The 17,483-nt window shown below is 54.3% G+C and carries 15 protein-coding genes; 4 read left to right on the top strand and 11 right to left on the bottom strand.

The features are described from left to right. Positions 1 to 51 precede the first annotated feature (51 nt). From OGX97_RS09375 to nasR, 6 genes are all read right to left on the bottom strand, one after another. Positions 52 to 2,652 (bottom strand): nitrate reductase, encoded by a 2,601-nt coding sequence (locus tag OGX97_RS09375; protein WP_279850648.1) that lies wholly within the window; start codon positions 2,650 to 2,652, stop codon positions 52 to 54. Next, positions 2,649 to 6,713, bottom strand: coding sequence for a nitrite reductase large subunit NirB (nirB, locus tag OGX97_RS09380; RefSeq protein WP_279850649.1), 4,065 nt, complete (start codon positions 6,711 to 6,713; stop codon positions 2,649 to 2,651). Before nirB ends, OGX97_RS09375 begins: the two co-directional genes overlap by 4 nt. 10 nt (positions 6,714 to 6,723) lie before the next feature. After that, positions 6,724 to 7,512, bottom strand: coding sequence for an ABC transporter ATP-binding protein (locus OGX97_RS09385; protein WP_218659195.1), 789 nt, complete (start codon positions 7,510 to 7,512; stop codon positions 6,724 to 6,726). Between the two features lie 9 nt (positions 7,513 to 7,521). Then, a complete protein-coding gene (gene ntrB, locus OGX97_RS09390; RefSeq protein WP_032943702.1) occupies positions 7,522 to 8,397 on the bottom strand; it encodes a nitrate ABC transporter permease in 876 nt (291 codons plus the stop codon). 1 nt (position 8,398) lies between these two features. Next, positions 8,399 to 9,658 carry a CmpA/NrtA family ABC transporter substrate-binding protein gene (locus tag OGX97_RS09395; protein WP_057066736.1) on the bottom strand — a complete coding sequence of 420 codons (1,260 nt, stop codon included), beginning with the start codon at positions 9,656 to 9,658 and terminating at the stop codon, positions 8,399 to 8,401. Between the two features lie 222 nt (positions 9,659 to 9,880). Then, entirely contained in the window at positions 9,881 to 11,062 is a 1,182-nt protein-coding gene (nasR, locus tag OGX97_RS09400; protein WP_279850650.1) for a nitrate regulatory protein NasR, read from the bottom strand. A gap of 73 nt (positions 11,063 to 11,135) precedes the next feature. Between nasR and OGX97_RS09405 the strand changes: the two genes are divergently transcribed. Then, positions 11,136 to 11,489: a DsrE/DsrF/TusD sulfur relay family protein gene (locus tag OGX97_RS09405; protein ID WP_003833402.1), complete on the top strand. Its 354-nt coding sequence runs from the start codon at positions 11,136 to 11,138 to the stop codon at positions 11,487 to 11,489. A gap of 262 nt (positions 11,490 to 11,751) precedes the next feature. Beyond that, the gene (locus OGX97_RS09410) at positions 11,752 to 11,997 is read left to right on the top strand and encodes a DUF1883 domain-containing protein (RefSeq protein ID WP_003020763.1); all 246 of its coding nucleotides are present in this window, start codon (positions 11,752 to 11,754) and stop codon (positions 11,995 to 11,997) included. 54 nt (positions 11,998 to 12,051) lie between these two features. Here OGX97_RS09410 and OGX97_RS09415 read toward each other — a convergent pair whose 3' ends face one another. Continuing rightward, the gene (locus OGX97_RS09415; protein WP_060682116.1) at positions 12,052 to 12,747 is read right to left on the bottom strand and encodes a gamma-glutamylcyclotransferase; all 696 of its coding nucleotides are present in this window, start codon (positions 12,745 to 12,747) and stop codon (positions 12,052 to 12,054) included. 196 nt (positions 12,748 to 12,943) lie between these two features. Further along, positions 12,944 to 13,174: a putative cation transport regulator ChaB gene (chaB, locus tag OGX97_RS09420; protein WP_008784971.1), complete on the bottom strand. Its 231-nt coding sequence runs from the start codon at positions 13,172 to 13,174 to the stop codon at positions 12,944 to 12,946. A gap of 400 nt (positions 13,175 to 13,574) precedes the next feature. Between chaB and chaA the strand changes: the two genes are divergently transcribed. Further along, positions 13,575 to 14,675, top strand: a complete 1,101-nt coding sequence (chaA, locus tag OGX97_RS09425; protein WP_003833407.1) for a sodium-potassium/proton antiporter ChaA — start codon at positions 13,575 to 13,577, stop codon at positions 14,673 to 14,675. A 54-nt stretch (positions 14,676 to 14,729) separates the two neighbouring features. Here chaA and OGX97_RS09430 read toward each other — a convergent pair whose 3' ends face one another. Beyond that, entirely contained in the window at positions 14,730 to 15,056 is a 327-nt protein-coding gene (locus OGX97_RS09430) for an amidohydrolase family protein (protein ID WP_323849069.1), read from the bottom strand. Between the two features lie 91 nt (positions 15,057 to 15,147). Next, positions 15,148 to 15,741, bottom strand: coding sequence for a TetR/AcrR family transcriptional regulator (locus tag OGX97_RS09435; RefSeq protein WP_008784973.1), 594 nt, complete (start codon positions 15,739 to 15,741; stop codon positions 15,148 to 15,150). Between the two features lie 72 nt (positions 15,742 to 15,813). On the opposite strand from OGX97_RS09435, the gene bdcA reads away from it, so the two are divergent. After that, on the top strand, positions 15,814 to 16,527 hold the full coding sequence (bdcA, locus tag OGX97_RS09440; RefSeq protein WP_008784974.1) for an SDR family oxidoreductase: 714 nt from the start codon (positions 15,814 to 15,816) through the stop codon (positions 16,525 to 16,527). Between the two features lie 67 nt (positions 16,528 to 16,594). Here the strand turns inward: bdcA and kdsA are convergent, their stop codons facing one another. After that, the gene (kdsA, locus tag OGX97_RS09445) at positions 16,595 to 17,449 is read right to left on the bottom strand and encodes a 3-deoxy-8-phosphooctulonate synthase (RefSeq protein WP_003020772.1); all 855 of its coding nucleotides are present in this window, start codon (positions 17,447 to 17,449) and stop codon (positions 16,595 to 16,597) included. Between the last annotated feature and the right edge of the window lie 34 nt (positions 17,450 to 17,483).

The raw sequence follows: 17,483 nt of genomic DNA on the forward strand, positions 1-17,483 counted from the left end.
ACCTGTCCGACGTCCCCTTTGCAGCTTTTTCTCAAATTTTCAGGAATATCCTTAATCATTGAGTGTGATTTTTTGTGCCAGTAATGTCTTCAGTTCCGGAATACACGATCCGCAATTACTCCCGCAACGTAACGCTTTTCCCAATGCCTGAACCGTATCACAACCGTTAGCGATAGCCTGGGTAATGGCCTTTTCTCCTACGCTATAACAACTACAAATAGTCGCGCCCTTATCAGCCGTAATACCACCGGGTTTCCCGCCCAACAGTGCGTGACGAGTCTGAGCATTTTCCGGCGTTTGCACGAATGCGCTGAGGATCGCCGCATCATCAATCTGCGGCAGCGTTGCCGCTGACCAGAGCCCAAGCATCAGCTTTCCTTCATGCCAGGCCAACAGATTCAGTCCCTGCTCCCATTTCGCCTGCTGAAGTTGCCAGCTTTGCGTCACACAATATTGTTGCAGCCACGTAGAAATATCGCTGTCGCCCGCCAGCGTATAACGCAAGGCATTGTCAGCACTTTTGCGCCACCAGTGAACGAACCCCGGAAACGTCAGCGCGGAGCGACAAAACAGCTCTCCCAGCCACCGGGGCTGCCATGCCATAATGCGCACCGCTGTCTGTTTGCTTTCCGGCTGTCCAGAGTCAGGATCACAAATCGGCGCCACCAATGCATTTACCCGCCCTTGACGGGCAAAATGATTATTCCAATGCATTGAAGTGAAGACGCTCCCTGGCCGCTGTCCACGGTGAATGGTCACCCTACCAACCATTACGCCGAGCGGGGAGTTAACCCGGCATAGCGCACCTTCATTCAGCTTGAAGCGATAGGCATCCTCTGGTGCAATTTCTACCAGCGGTTCATTGATGTGCTGCATCAGGCGTGAAATCGTCCCCGTCCGCGTCATAGTGTGCCACTGATCGCGAATGCGACCGCTGTTTAGCACCAATGGATAGAGGGCATCACAGGCCGTTTTCATACCCTGTGGTGTAACAGATACCAGGCGTAAACGTTGGTTACCACGCCACCCCTGCCAAAAATTTAGCGTTGATGAGCCGGTACTCACTGGCCAGCGAACCGGCGTCATCTCATCCCACTGTTGATGCGTCAGCTCCGCTAACGCGCCGATATCAAATGCACGTTCCCCCCTGTTTTCATAACCGGAAAGCGCCGCATGTTCACAAAATACCTCCCATGCGCTTTGCCAGCCAAACGCATGGGCAAAACCCAACTGTTTCGCCATTTGCGCAACGATCCACCAGTCCGCCCTCGTCTCACCCGGCGCAGGTAAAAATGCACGCTGGCGCGAGATCCGTCGTTCTGAGTTCGTCACCGTACCGTTTTTTTCGCCCCAGGCCTGCGCCGGAAACCGAATATGCGCGTAGCGGCTGGTGTCCGTGTCTGCCACGACTTCAGAGACGATCACCAGTGGACAGGCTGCCAACGCCTGGCACACGGCATGGCTGTCCGGTAATGACACCGCCGGGTTTGTCCCCATGATCCATACCGCTTTAACGTCGCCTTTACCGATCGCCTCAAACAAATCCACGGCCATCAAACCAGGCGTCTGCGCCAACCTTTCAGTCCCCCAGAAGCGGGACAGGCGGGCAAGATCCTGGGGTTCAAAATTCATATGCGCCGCCAGCTGCGTCGCCAACCCGCCAACTTCCCGGCCGCCCATCGCATTGGGTTGCCCGGTCAGCGAAAATGGACCGCACCCCTGTCGACCAAACTTACCGCTGGCCAAATGCACGTTAATAATCGCATTACACTTATCGCTACCGCTGGCAGACTGGTTAATGCCCATGGTGTATAACGTGATGGCTGTTGGCGCGCGCATAAACCAGTCATAGAAGGTGACAACATCGGCAACATCCAGCCCGCAAAACTGCGCCACACGCGCGAGGCTCCAGTCGTGCGCGATAGCAAACGTTTCTACAGCGTCATCAAATTCACTTTGCGCATTCCCCTCAGCCACAATCGTGTTCAGTAAGCCGACAAACAGCCCAGCATCGCTACCGGGCAGCAGGGAAAGATGCAGATCGGCGATATCACAGGTTGCGGTGCGACGAGGATCGATAACCACGACTTTCATCGACGGATTAGCATTACGCGCCTGCACCAGACGCTGATACAGCACCGGATGCGTCCATGCTGCATTCGATCCCACCAATACCACCAAATCACTGCGTTCGATGTCCTCATAACTGCAGGGCACGACATCCGCTCCCAGCGCCCGCTTGTATCCGGTCACCGCAGACGACATACAAAGCCGCGAATTGGTATCAATATTGGCCGCGCCAATGAAGCCTTTCATCAGCTTATTCGCCGCATAGTAATCCTCCGTCAGCAGTTGCCCAGAGGCATAAAAGGCCACGGCATGCGGTCCATGCTGAGCGATGATAGCGCGCAGACGTTCACCGGCGGTGTCCAGCGCCTGCGACCAACTCGCCGTTTCGCCATCCACCGTCGGTTGCAACAACCTGCCGCTAAGTCCTGTGGTTTCAGCCAGCGCCGCGCCTTTGACGCACAAGCGGCCAAAGTTTGCCGGATGTTCGGGGTCGCCTCTGACGGTGACGCCATTATCGTCTACCTGCGCAATCACGCCGCAGCCAACGCCACAGTACGGGCACGTTGTACGAGTCTCACTCATGATGCCTCCGCCCGCAGGATCAACGCCTGAGTTCCCACCCACACTTTGCCCGCCTCCACTTTCACCGGCCAGGCGCGTACCGCCTGTTCTCCGCTGTCATACTGGCGGCCATCGCGCAGACGAATACGTTGTTTATACAGCGGCGAGATAACAATCGGCTCACCCTGCACATCCCCCAGAATACCGCGCGATAACACCTGCGCAGCGCTACCGGGTTCAAGGTTATCAAGGGCATAAATCGTCTGCCCAAAGCGGAATAATGCAATTTGCACATCTCCCAGACGTGCGCCAATACCCGCCTGCTCAGGGATAGCATCAAGGGCGCATATCTCCTGCCAGGGTTTTGTCGGTAATGACTCACGGCCCCTGGATGCAGGTTTAGCCAACTGCGGTTGCCCGCGTAAAGGCGCACGGGCAACCGTCTCATCCGCCTCATCACTATTGATATATGAACGAAACAGCGCCAGACGCTGCGGGCTACTGAGCGTGGTTTGCCATTCGCACTGGTAGCTTTCCACAACCCGCGCCATCTCTTGTTCCAGTTCACTGGCAATCCCTAAACTGTCGTCGAGGATCACTTCACGCAAATACGCAATGCCCCCTTCCAGGTTATCCATCCAGGTGCTGGTACGTTGCAGACGATCCGCGGTGCGAATGTAGAACATCAGGAAACGGTCGATAGTGCGCATCAGCGCGGTATCATCTAAATCACTGGCAAACAAATCGGCATGGCGTGGTTTCATTCCTCCATTGCCGCACAGATAGAGATTCCAGCCTTTATCCGTCGCAATGACGCCCACATCCTTACTCTGTGCCTCGGCACATTCCCGGGTACAACCGGACACTGCCATTTTAATTTTGTGTGGTGCACGCAACCCTTTGTAGCGATTTTCAAGCATCACCGCCATTGCCGTTGAATCCTGTACGCCGTAGCGACACCAGGTCGATCCAACGCAGGACTTCACCGTTCGCAACGACTTCCCGTACGCATGTCCTGTTTCAAATCCCGCAGCCACCAGTTCGCGCCAGATATCGGGTAACTGTTCCAGACGCGCGCCGAAAAGATCCACCCGTTGCCCGCCGGTGATTTTGCTGTACAGCTGATAACGTTTCGCAATCTGTCCTATGGCGATCAGGCCGTCCGGTGTGACCTCTCCCGCAGGCATACGCGGGACCACAGAATAGGAACCGTCTTTTTGAATATTGGCAAAATAGCGATCGTTCGTGTCCTGCAGCGGTAAGTGCGCTGGTTTAAGCAGATACTCATTCCAGCAGGACGCCAGCACTGACCCCACCAGAGGTTTACAGATTTCGCAGCCGTGACCCTGGCCGTAACGGCTAATCAACTGTTCGAAAGTATGGATATGGTTCACCCGTACAAGGTGATAAATCTCCTGGCGCGACCAGGGAAAATGTTCACAGATATCCTTTTTGACCTCAACGCCCTGGGCCGCAAGTTGGTGCTCCATCACCTGTTTCACCAGCGCGCTGCATCCGCCACAACCGGTCGCCGCTTTAGTGCACTGTTTGATGGCGCCAATGTCCGTCGCACCAGCACTTACCGCCCGGCATATATCGGCCTTACTGACGTTATGACAAGAGCAGATTTGCGCTGTATCGGGCAATGCCGCAACCCCAAGCGCTTTTGGCGCATCGCCCGCCAGCGCGGGCAGGATCAGCGATTCCGGCTGACCAGGAAGCGGCATCCCATTCAACATCATTTGCAATAGCGTGGCGTAATCGCCAGCATCGCCAACCAGCACTCCGCCCAACAGCGTTTTGCCCTCTGCGCTGACGACGATCTTTTTGTAGATCTGCTCGGGACCATGCGTCCATTGATAGCTTTTCGCGCCCGGCGTACGGGCATGCGCATCGCCAAAAGAAGCGACATCAACGCCCAGCAGCTTGAGCTTGGTGCTCATATCCGCACCGCTAAAACTGACATCTTCTCCGGCCAGCTGTGCGGCGACTACCCGCGCCATTTGATATCCCGGCGCGACAAGGCCAAAGACTCGCCCTTCCCACAGCGCACATTCGCCGATCGCAAAAATGGCGTCATCTGACGTGCGACAGTGGCTATCGATACAAATCCCACCGCGTTCGCCAATATCTAAACCGCTGCGACGCGCCAGCGCATCCTGCGGACGAATACCCGCAGAAAAAACCACCATTTCGGATTCCAGCTTTTCGCCGTCGGCAAAGTGCAGTACCAGTCCGTCAGTGGTGCTTTCAATTTCCGTGGTCGATTTTGCGGTGTGGACGCCAACGCCGAGCGCCTCTATCTTTTCTCGTAACATCGCGGCACCGGCGTTATCCAGCTGCACCGCCATCAGATTAGCGGCAAACTCAACAACATGCGTTTCCAGCCCAAGCTGACGCAGCGCGTTCGCAGCCTCCAGACCAAGCAGGCCACCGCCGATCACCACCCCGCGGCGCGCACTTTTCGCTTTCGCTGCAATGGCATCCAAATCGTCCAACGTACGATAAACAAAGCAGGCGGGTGAGTCCCCACCTTTCACAGGGGGGACAAACGGATACGATCCGGTGGCAAGCACCAGCGAATCCCAGTGGGTTTCATGTCCGTCGGCGTTGCGGATGACGCGCATCTCACGATCGATCTCGGTCACGCATTGCCCCAAACGTAGCTCTATGCCACTACGGGCAAAGAAATCATCAGCGACAAGCGAAAGTGATTGCGCGCTGCGCCCGGCGAAATACTCTGACAGATGCACCCGGTCATAGGCGGCATAACGTTCTTCGCCAAACACCACAATGTGATAATGCAAATGCAGATTACGGCTTACGCATTGCTCAAGAAAATGGTGGCCAACCATACCGTGTCCCACAACAGCCAGCGTCGGTTTTGTCATCGTCATCTGTCCTGCAGCCGATGGCTGCGTATCAAAGCGGTCGAAGAGCCAGTCGGAGTGGGCTGTCGCCCCCTGGGCCAGCAAATCGGTTAATGGCGCTGCGCTATGGCAATCGCCCATCAGCAGCACACCATGGAGTTTTCCATCACGCGTCAGCAAGCGGCGATAGTGCCCGCTGAGCGGATCGTATGTGCTCAGGGTGGCATCCGTCGCCGTCGTGTCCGTTACGCCTGCACTAAACAGATCAATTCCCGTCACCTTGAGGCGCGTTCCGCTCGCCTGCCAGCCAAATCCGGCACCGGTAAAACCCGCCAGTCGCGCAGCCAACACCTCAGCCTGTTTCAGGCACGGCGCAACCAGTCCCCACGTCTGGCCGTTAATCTCGCAGCATTCCCCAACGGCGCTAATGCCGGGCATTGAGGTGCGAAGCTGTTCATCCACCACGATCCCCTGCTGACAAACAACACCGCACGCCTGCGCCAGGGGGATATTGGGTTTGACCCCCGTGGCAATCACCACGCCATTCGCCGCAATACGCTGGCCATCGAGCAACGTTACGCAGTCGGCTTCGATACTGACGAGCCCGGAACTAAGCTCGCAGCGAATACCGCGTCCTGTTAGTTGTGCCTGCAACAGATCGCTGGCCTGTTGATCAAGCTGTTGTTCCATCAGCCGTCCCGCGCGATGAATCAACGTGACATCGTCACCGTGAAGACGTAAGGCTGTCGCGGCCTCCACGCCGAGAACGCCACCACCCAACACCACCTTTGGCCCAGACCGTTGGAGAATCGCCTCGACATCCTGCATCGTGCGAAAAGCATGAACATGCGGTTGTTGGACGCCGGGAATGGGCGGAATAAACGGATACGATCCGGTGGCAAATACCAGCTCATCCCAGAACAAAAGCCGTTTTGTGGTGGTCAGGCTGCGGCTGGTGGCATCAACGGCCAACACAGCTTCATCGCTCAGAACCGTCACGCCGTGATCGAGATACCACTGCGCCGGATGAAGCAAAGTTTGCGCAAAGGGCTTTTCTCCCCCCAGCACCGGGGAAAGTTGGATCCGGTTGTAGGCAAGCTGCGGCTCTTCACCAATAACGGTGACGGAAATGCCGCCGTTTTTGTACATAACAAGCGCCTCAATCAGACGAGTTGCCGCCATGCCATGACCCACAATGACCAGTCGCGTCATCTTCCCCTCCTTACGCCGCCTTCGGCTGTTTCTCATACAGAAAATGGAGAATGCGTTGTCGCAGGTGGTGGTATCGGCTGTCATCGGCAAGCTGGACCCGATTGCGTGGGCGCGGTAAATCAACCGTCAAGATCTCGCCCACCGTCGCCGCTGGCCCGTTGGTCATCATCAGAACCCGGTCGGAAAGCAGCACCGCTTCATCAACGTCGTGAGTGATCAGCACAATGGTGGTATTCAGCGACTGCTGGATGTGCATCACCGTATCCTGCAAATGCGCCCTGGTGAGCGCATCCAGTGCGCCAAACGGTTCATCCATAAGCAGGACTTTGGGTTTCATCGCCAGCGCCCGGGCAATGCCCACGCGTTGCTTCATCCCACCAGAGACTTCACCGGGGTGTTTGTGCATCGCGTGGCCCATCTGGACGCGGTGCAGGTTGTGTTCGATCCACTCACGTCGCTCGGCTTTACTCATGGTGTGGCGAAAGACCTGATCGACGGCCAGGGCTACGTTGTCGAAACAGGTCAGCCACGGCAGCAGCGAATGGTTTTGGAAAACGACCGCCCGCTCAGGCCCCGGCCCGGCGATTTCGCGGTTATCGCAAATCAGGCCACCTTCAGTAGGCAGCGTAATGCCGGCAATCAGATTCAAAAGCGTCGACTTTCCGCAACCGGAGTGACCAATCAAACTCATGGTCTCCCCTTCATGGATATCAAAAGAAACATTGTGTAGCGCGAGGAACTCACCGCTGGCGGTCGAAAAACGTTGGCTGACCGCCTGGACCTGAATAATGGGTTTCATGTTGTCTCCTTATTTTTCCTGCCAGCTATAACGACGCGCCACCAGCATTAGCCCCTGCTCAAGCAGCAGACCGACAACGCCGATGATGACGATAGCGATGAGAATGTTTTCGACATTAAGGTTGTTCCACTCATTCCAGATCCAAAAACCAATCCCCAACCCGCCGGTGAGCATTTCTGCTGCCACAATCACCAACCAGGCGATGCCGATCGACAGGCGTACGCCAGTGAGGATCGCCGGCAGCACGGCGGGGAAAAGTATCCGCCGCATCACCGTCCACTCAGAGAGTTGCAGTACGCGAGCAACGTTGAGGTAATCGTCAGGGATTCTCCGCACCCCTTCGGCGGTGTTGATCACCATCGGCCATATAGAGCAGATAAAGATGGTCCAGCTCGATGCGGGTTCCGCTTTTTGAAACAACAGCAGTCCAATCGGCAGCCAGGCCAGCGGACTGACCGGGCGCAACAGCGCAATCAGCGGCGAAAACATGTGCGAAAAGAAGGTGAAACGCCCAATCAGAAAGCCCAGCGGGATCCCCACCAGCGCCGCTAATCCGAAACCGATCGCGACCCGTTGCAACGACGCCAGCACGTTCCAGCCGATACCCATATCATTCGGCCCGCCGTTATAGAACGGATCGGCAAACAACGTCAGGGCTGAATCCAGGGTGCTCAGCGGCGTCGGAAAGCCTTTGCTGTTGATGGCGGCCAGTTGCCAGCACACCACCAGCAAGGCAATCCCCAACAGAGCGGGTACGGCGCGTCTTAGCCATGTACTAAGCCTCATTGACCATGGCATTTTGCGCTTTCTGACCTTCATCGTTGATAGCGTGATGACCTCACCGACTACCGGCTCAGGGGATTTAAGCTGCGTATTTTGTTTCATCTCAGGCTCCTGTACGGTGGAGGGTAAAACTGTTGGCATAGGCTTCTGGATTGCGGCCATCCCATACGGAACCGTCCATCAGCGTACTGGTTCGTAGCAATTTCGCAGGAGGTGTTATCCCTCCAACCGCCGCTGCCGCATCGCGCCAGATGTCGGTCCGGTTGATGCGCGCGGCAATGGCTGCATAATCCGGTTGCTGCTTCAACAATCCCCAACGGCGGAACTGGGTCAGAAACCACATGCCATCGGAATGCCAGGGGAAACTCACCTCGCCGTCGCGAAAAAAGCGAATGGCATGCGGATCCTGCCAGCGACGACCGGCACCGTTGTCGTACTCGCCCAGCATTCTCGCCGTCAGATAGCCTTCTTTGGTATTGAGCCAGGCCCGGCGCGCCAGAATTTGTGCTGTTTCGCGTTTATTGGCTTCACTGGCGTCTATCCAGCGCGATGCCTCAAGCAGCGCGCTAACCAGTGCCCGGGCAGTATGTGGATATTTTTCTACCCACTCCCGGCGCGTACCGAGTACTTTTTCCGGATGGTCGGGCCAGATATCCTGGGACGTCGCCGCGGTAAAACCGATGCGGTCATTGATCGCCCGCGCATTCCACGGTTCGCCGACGCAGAAGCCACTCATATTGCCAATGCGCATGTTCATCACCATTTGCGGAGGCGGTACCACAACGGTGCGAACATCGGTGAAAGGATTGATGTCAGCGCTGGCCAGCCAGTAATAGAGCCACATGGCATGTGTGCCAGTGGGAAAGGTGTGCGCGAAGGTATAGGTTCCAGGCGCCTGCGAGACGATCAGTTTCTTCAGCGCAGACGCATCGGTAATCCCCTGCTCCAGCAGCGTTGCGGAGAGCGTGATCGCTTGCCCGTTCTGATTGAGCGTCATCAGATTGGCCATGGGCTGCGCTTTACTGGCAATACCCAGTTCCAGACCATACAACAGGCCGTACAGAACATGAGCCGCATCCAGCTCTCCAGAGACCAGTTTGTCACGCACTGCAGCCCAACTGGCCTCTTTGGTCGGCACCAGCGTAATGCCGTATTTTTTATCAAAACCTTTCAACGTGGCGATAACCAGCGGCGCGCAGTCGGTTAGCGGAATAAAACCGACCCGAACGGTAGTCATCTCCGGCGCATCAGACCCTGCCGCCCAGACCGAAGACATCAGTCCTGGAATCAGCGAGCTGGCCCCCATCACGGCACTTGCCTGTAAAAACCGCCGCCGCGTTAACGAAACTGTTCTGTCACCCATACATGCTCCCCATAAAAAAAGGCGTCCAACAATGCCGAAGCATTGCGGGACGCCTTTATCCTCAAAACAGTCAGACCGCCGTTGGCCTGCTGCTAAATTGTATGTATGAGTGAATGCAATTCAGATGCCAGAATTACACTGGCGGTTTTAGCGGGTTCGACGCGTACCAGACGCCGCGGTGCACCCAAATATGGCAGACACTGCCCGCCTGTTGTGCAGTCGCTATCCCTGCATCAGGGATTTAACGGTAAGCAATGCCCGGGCGATATCGACCATCCGTTGGTTTTTATCCATCGCCATTTTTCGCAATAGCTGCCACGCCTGTTCTTCGCTGACCTGCTGGTAATTCATCAGGATGCTTTTTGCTTTATCAATCACCTTGCACTCCTCTAAGGCATCCTGCAATGAGGCAAGTTGGGCGCTCATTTGCTCCAGCTGGCGAGCCTGCTGGCGAACAACCCACAATAATTGTTTATCCCGGCGCAGCGAGAGGGGTTCGTCAGCACGGTCGTCAAGCCAGTTGTCGAGCGGCAAGGCGTAGGTTTCTTCCGCCAGCCGACGCGCCACGGCGTTCAGCAATTCGGTAATCAACATCTCTTCGAGATGGCGTAATTGTTCAAGGCGCTGCGTCTGTAGGGTAAACCAGCGTAGCGCGTGTTCACCGTTATCGAGTTGAGGTTGTCGCGTACAGGCCTGGCGCCGCAGTTGTTCGATGGCGCCCGATGCCTCGCATTGCTGACGAAAATGCTGCACCAGTACAGGCGAAGCCAGGGAGATAAAGGTATCAAAGCACGGCTGCTGCCCGTCTATTCTGTCCACCAGCTCCTGGCGCATTTGAGGGTTAAACTCGCCCTGGGTAAAGCCAATGGCCCCTAACGCCCGCTCTTGTCCTACCAGCTCTTTACCCTGCATAAAACTGTATAGCGCCACCAGCCCACCTGCGACATGGGGATAATCGATGCTGTCGTTAAGCTGCGGCACAATACCCAGCAGATGGCGTAACGTCCGGCTGTACTGCTCCATCGCCTGCTGAGCATCGATAGTCTGCCCGCTGACAGACTCACGCAGCGTCGTTAGCTGATCGAGGCACCAGACGGTGCCAGCAATGCGGTGGCACAACGCACTGCCCGCCACCGGCATAATGTGCTGGAAAAGGATATGCAGTTGCCGACACTCTTCATCCACCAGCGCCCGACTGGCACGGACCTCCCGCTCATAAAGCGTACCTTGAGAACACAACCAGATATTGGATGCACCGCGTTCGCACTGTAGCATATGCACCAGATGGCTAATACGCATTACCAACTTACCGGACTGTGCCAGTTGGCGAAGCTGGGTGTTCTCAAGCTGGCGGGCATGGCGAAACCATTGCGTCGCGCCGGAATTTTGTGCATTTGTCATCATCTCTGCCCTCACCGATAACGGGTTATCCCTGAGGACAAGCAATATCCATGCCCCCCTGACAACAGGAGTAAAAATGCAAAAGATAGTGATCGTCGCGAACGGTGCGGCCTATGGAAGCGAATCGTTATTTAACAGCCTGCGTCTGGCAATCGCCCTGCGCGAACAGGAAGCGGATCTCGACCTGCGTCTGTTTTTAATGTCGGACGCGGTAACCGCGGGATTACGAGGTCAGAAACCTGCAGAAGGATACAATATTCAGCAAATGCTGGAGATCCTGACGGCGCAAAATGTGCCGGTCAAACTGTGCAAAACCTGCACCGATGGCCGTGGGATCACGACGCTGCCGTTAATTGACGGAGTGGCCGTCGGCACGCTGGTTGAACTGGCTCAATGGACGCTGGCTGCAGATAAAGTGCTGACCTTCTGATACACCGTTTTCAGGCAAGCACACTGAAAGTGTCGATAATTTCCGGATTTAATCGTAGATGGGCGCGGTTTCGTTGAACGTTAGCACGCCCTTTCAACCCTTTTAAGGAATTTTGTCACTTTTGTTTAATCGTTATGCCATTTTTTGATCAAAATCAGCATCCCGTTGCTCCCCCTTTGGTGTTATGCAATGAGTGAAATGTGAACAACATCACGCAGCACTTTCGACAGAAAGTACGTTGTTTTCAAGAACGGGGTGAAAAATGGCATTAGTGAAGGCGAGTTTAAAGTTATTTGGTGGCGATACGGTGGTTGTGCGCTGTTCCGAGCGTTGTCACATCCATCTGATGAGCGAGAAAAATCACGTCAAAGACACGCAGTCCGACATCTTAAGCGTGCAGGATCGTGATAACGCATGGTTGACCGTGCCCTATACCGGCATCTGGAATGTGCTGATTGACAGCCACAGCCAGTCGCTAGAGCATTCAATAAGTTATATTGCAGCCTAAGCGTTAATTGCCCGAAAAGCGCCTGGCTTTCGGGCATTCAGTTCCAGGCTGGGTTCAGGCAAACCCAGGCCGCATAACGCCTTCCGGCAGGTTCTCTCCCAACAATCGTTTAACCGTGATCACCAGATCGTTAAGACAATCATCCTGCATCCCCAACTTGACCAGCTCTTGTTCCAGTGAGAACAGATACTGGGCGTTGGTACCTAAAGGTCCGCTCGCCGCGGCGATAAGCGGCGCAATCACCTGCGCGCGCGTGTCTGACTCAAACAGCGGATGACGCGGATCCATAATAAAGACCAGTGCGTTCACCGTCCTGCCGTCATCAAGCGCCAACTGACACCAGGTCGGCAGATAACAGCCGGTGATCATTTCTCGCTTCCACAGCAGCGAAAGCTCTTGTTCCAGGGATGCCTCCGGCAAGCGGTAGGCCACACCGGTGGTGCGTCCCCCTTCTTTCAGGGCCAGCATACGTCCTGGCTGACACGCCGTTCCTCGCCCCGCCGTCAGGCGCAGACAGAAAGCACGGTGCCAGCCGACTAACGTCCCGGTACAGGACTCTTCAAACTCTAAGGCCGGGTTCCACATCAACGATCCATAACCGAAGATCCACACCGGTCCATCATCTGGTCGGCAAGCGAGCGTGGCGGCCAGTGAGGCTGCACGTTGTTCCGCTGACCAGAGTAGTGATTCTTCAATAGCACCAAATGCCGTCTTACAGTCGGCATTCAATAAAAAATCACGCGTTAACACCTTACACCTCCGCCACTGCAGCTTCCCTGCGACAACTTTTTTGACGCCTTCCGGGCTTTTTTACTGCTCATTTTGAAACCAATAGCTGGACAATAGGCAATTCACCGCTCGCTTGCAAGCCAGCAACGGCGCGGCGTAGCACGATTCGCTAACGCCTGATGCTGGCTAGTTCATAAAGGCATTATAATTGATACTGTTACGCCTTTTTATGCCATTTATCATCATCACCTTTTTGATAATCATTTTTGACCGCGGCCCACGCCACCTTGTGTGCTGTCTCTTCACGGGTAGCATCATCACGACGGTCAGATTTATCTTTATACTGTTCCCAGGCGCTGTTGAAAGCTTCTTTGTAGATGTCCTGAGCATGGGCTGGCAGAACATGCTGCACGCTTTCAGGCAGATCGCTTTTGGATTTATATGGCATTGTGAACTCCTCTTTTTAGGCTAAACCTTAAGTGTGGTTAACAATGCGGCGATGCGCCAATAATGGACATTTATAGAAAATTTCTTCATCTAACCTTCTGTTAATTAAACAGTCTATAAACAATAATTTTGTTTTTGACCGCTTTGAGAGGAAAAATAAGCGATGTAGTAAAATTTCGTAAAATGTCACCTACAAAACCAGGTTTTCTGTTATTTTTTACATTCTTTAATACTTTTTATAATTATATACCCTAAATAATTCGAGTTGCTTAAAGGCGGCAAGGGAGTGAATCCCCAGGAGCATAGATAACTATGTGACTGGAGTGAGCGAACGTAGCCAACGCATAAGCAACTTGAAGTATGACGGGTATAAATACCTGCAGAGACGGAGAATTAATTCAATGACACACGTACATGAGGCGGTAAAAACCCGCCACAAGGAGACCTCTCTCGTCTTCCCGATTTTGGCGCTGGTAGTACTGTTCTTCTGGGGGAGCAGTCAGTCACTACCAGTGGTCATCGGTATTAATGCGCTGGCCCTTATTGGTATATTAAGCAGCGCATTCAGCGTTGTCCGTCATGCTGATGTATTAGCACATCGACTTGGCGAACCCTACGGGTCGCTGATCCTCAGCCTGTCCGTTGTTATTCTTGAAGTCAGCTTAATCTCCGCATTAATGGCGACCGGCGATGCGGCGCCTACGCTCATGCGCGATACGCTATATTCAATCATTATGATCGTAACCGGCGGCCTGGTCGGTTTTTCATTACTGTTAGGTGGCCGTAAATTTGCCACTCAGTATATGAATCTGTTTGGTATTAAGCAGTATTTAATCGCCCTGTTTCCGCTGGCCATTATTGTACTGGTGTTCCCGATGGCTTTACCGGGTGCAAATTTCACTACCGCCCAGGCGCTATTAGTGGCATTAATTTCTGCGGCGATGTACGGCGTATTTTTGCTGATACAAACTAAAACGCATCAGAGCCTGTTCATTTATGAGCATGAAGACGAGGGTGACGACGACGATCCGCATCACGGTAAACCGTCAGCCCACAGCAATATGTGGCATGCCGCCTGGCTTATCATTCATCTGATCGCTGTTATTGCCGTGACCAAAATGAACGCCAGCCCGCTGGAAACATTGCTGACTGAACTGAATGCGCCGGTCGCCTTTACCGGTTTCCTGGTCGCATTGCTGATCCTCTCCCCTGAAGGGCTAGGTGCGCTGAAAGCGGTTCTGAGTAATCAGGTACAGCGGGCGATGAATTTGTTCTTCGGTTCAGTATTAGCCACCATTTCACTGACCGTTCCGGTAGTGACCCTGATCGCATGGGCAACCGGGAATGATTTGGTCTTTGCGCTGGGCGCACCAGAGATGATTGTGATGGTTTCATCACTGGTACTGTGTCACATCTCTTTCTCCACCGGACGCACCAACGTGCTTAACGGTGCGGCGCATCTGGCGCTGTTTATCGCCTATCTGATGACGATATTTGCCTGATTAGTCTTTCTGATAGAACCCACGGCCCTTCTCAGGGCCGTTTTCTTTTACCGCTCACAGCTCCGGATAAACCTGTTGACCATCGACAAACGTTAATAACGACTCCGTTTGGTGCAATTTGTCTGCCGGAATAGCCATAATATCCTGATTAAGCACCGCAAAATCGGCGAGCTTACCTGCCTGCAAACTTCCCCTCTGCTGTTCTGCAAAAGCTATCCAGGCGGCATTGAGGGTATACATTTTTAAAGCATCTTCTCGGCTTAACTGGCGCGTATCATGACGTACCGAACCGTCGAGCGCTTTACCTGTTACATGATATTCAATGGCATGCCATACTCCTGCAACGCCAATCCGCGTCGCATCCGTACCACCTACAACGATAACCCCCTGCTTTGATGCGGGTTGATATGAGGCACCGCCTGATTAAGTTCCCATTTTCCCCATCATATTTATCTACCTTATCTTGTGATGATCATCTGGAAAGCTGATGCCGCACCGCTACGCTGGCGATTCGCGCGCTGGCTAGCAGACGTTCGAACGAATGCCCGCAACGCGCTTTTCCCGACAGGCCAAGCATTGTGGTACTGACGTAATCAGTCAGGCTGTCAGCCTCTTTAGGATGCCGCTGTGCGATAAAGTCGTGAATTTTATGTTCGGCAGCCGAGTAGAAATTCCGCGCGACCTTCCGCGCCTGCGGATCGTTACTGTGCGTGCCCTCCAGGACCAAACATCCCGGCGTATGCGGATCTGCGGCATAACGTCGCGCCGCCTCCTCAAGCAGATCGGTAAGACATGCAGAAACGGGTTTGTCGGGGCGAAGAATGTCATCAAAAGGGATCGCCTCGGTTTGTACGTAGCGGTCAAGAACTCGTTTATAAAGACCGATTTTGTTCCCAAAAGCAGCATAGAAACTGGGGGGCTTGATCGACAACACCGCGGTGACATCCGCCACGCTAACCGCGTCATAGCCATGTGCGTGAAACAAGGGTTGTACTTTAGCAACGGCCATTTCTGGATCAAAATTACGTGGGCGTCCAGGTGCACGAGTGCATTTTGTAGTGCTCATTACAAATCCATTGACAGAAAACTGTGCACCAATTATATATCGATCACTACATAATTGTTCAAGGAGTACCTCATGTCTTCTTTTAACGGCAAGTCAGTTCTGGTTCTTGGCGGCAGTCGTGGGATTGGCGCGGCTATCGTGCGCCGTTTTGCCGCGGATGGCGCATCGGTTACCTTTACCTATTCAGGCTCCCCTGACGCTGCCAAAGCGCTTGCTGATGAGACGGGTACCCAGACAGCGCAAACCGATAGCGCCGATCGTAACGCCGTCATCAACCGGGTACGCGAAAGCGGCCCGCTGGACGTGCTGGTAGTTAATGCAGGCATTATTCTGTTTGGTGATGCGCTGGAGCAGGATCCGGATGACGTGGAGCGTCTGTTCCGGATTAACATTCACTCCCCATACTATGCGGCCGTGGAAGCGGCACGACAGATGCCTGACGGCGGACGCATTATCATTATTGGTTCTGTGAATGGCGACCGCATGCCTCTTGCTGGCCTGGCCTCTTATGCGGTGAGCAAATCAGCGCTGCAAGGGCTGGCCCGGGGGCTGGCACGTGATTTTGGACCGCGGGGCATTACGGTAAACGTGGTTCAACCGGGTCCTATTGATACCGATGCCAACCCGGAAAATGGCCCACTGAAAGAGGTGATGCACAGTTTTATGGCGCTAAAACGACATGGCCGTCCAGAGGAAGTTGCGGGAATGGTTGCCTGGCTTGCAGGCCCTGAGGCTGGGTTTGTGACGGGGGCAATGCATACAATTGACGGTGCGTTTGGCGCCTGACGGCCATCCTTAACACTTTTCTCAAACAGCAGTCCGAAGAGATATCTCTCCGGACTGCAATACTTTCTTAGTTCTCGGTATCCAGCTCGTCGAAGCTTTTAACCAGGTCATCAATCGCTTTAATCTGAGTCAGGAACTGTTCCAGTTTCGCCAGCGGCAGCGCGGATGGACCGTCGCATTTCGCATTGGCTGGATCCGGATGCGCTTCAATAAACAGACCGGCCAGACCTACCGCCATACCTGCGCGCGCCAGTTCGGTAACCTGCGCACGACGACCGCCGCTTGCTGCGCCAAACGGGTCACGGCATTGCAGCGCATGGGTAACGTCAAAAATCACCGGCGAGTTGCCAGAAACTTTCTTCATCACGCTGAAGCCCAGCATATCCACAACCAGGTTGTCATAACCAAAGTTCGCGCCACGGTCGCACAGAATTACTTTGTCGTTGCCGCCTTCATGGAATTTGTCCACGATATTGCCCATCTGGCCCGGGCTTACGAACTGCGGTTTTTTCACGTTGATAACGGCACCGGTTTTCGCCATCGCTTCCACCAGATCGGTCTGACGAGCGAGGAATGCCGGCAGCTGAATCACATCCACCACGTCAGCAACAGGCTGAGCCTGGCTGGCTTCGTGAACGTCGGTGATCACTTTTACGCCAAAAGTCTGCTTCAGTTCCTGGAAGATTTTCATCCCTTCTTCAAGGCCCGGCCCACGGTAAGAGTGGATGGAAGAACGGTTGGCTTTATCAAAGGAGGCTTTGAACACGTAAGGGATACCCAGCTTTTGAGTAACGGTTACGTAGTGCTCACAAATGCGCATCGCCAGATCGCGGGATTCCAGCACGTTCATTCCGCCAAACAGCACGAACGGCAGGTCATTTGCCACGTTGATGTCGCCAATGCTAACCACTTTTTGTTTCATAGGATCGCCTTAAACGGTAGGTAAAGTGTCATTA

Origin of the sequence: Citrobacter sp. Cpo061 (assembly GCF_030332845.1) — a bacterium.
GTDB lineage: Bacteria > Pseudomonadota > Gammaproteobacteria > Enterobacterales > Enterobacteriaceae > Citrobacter > Citrobacter portucalensis.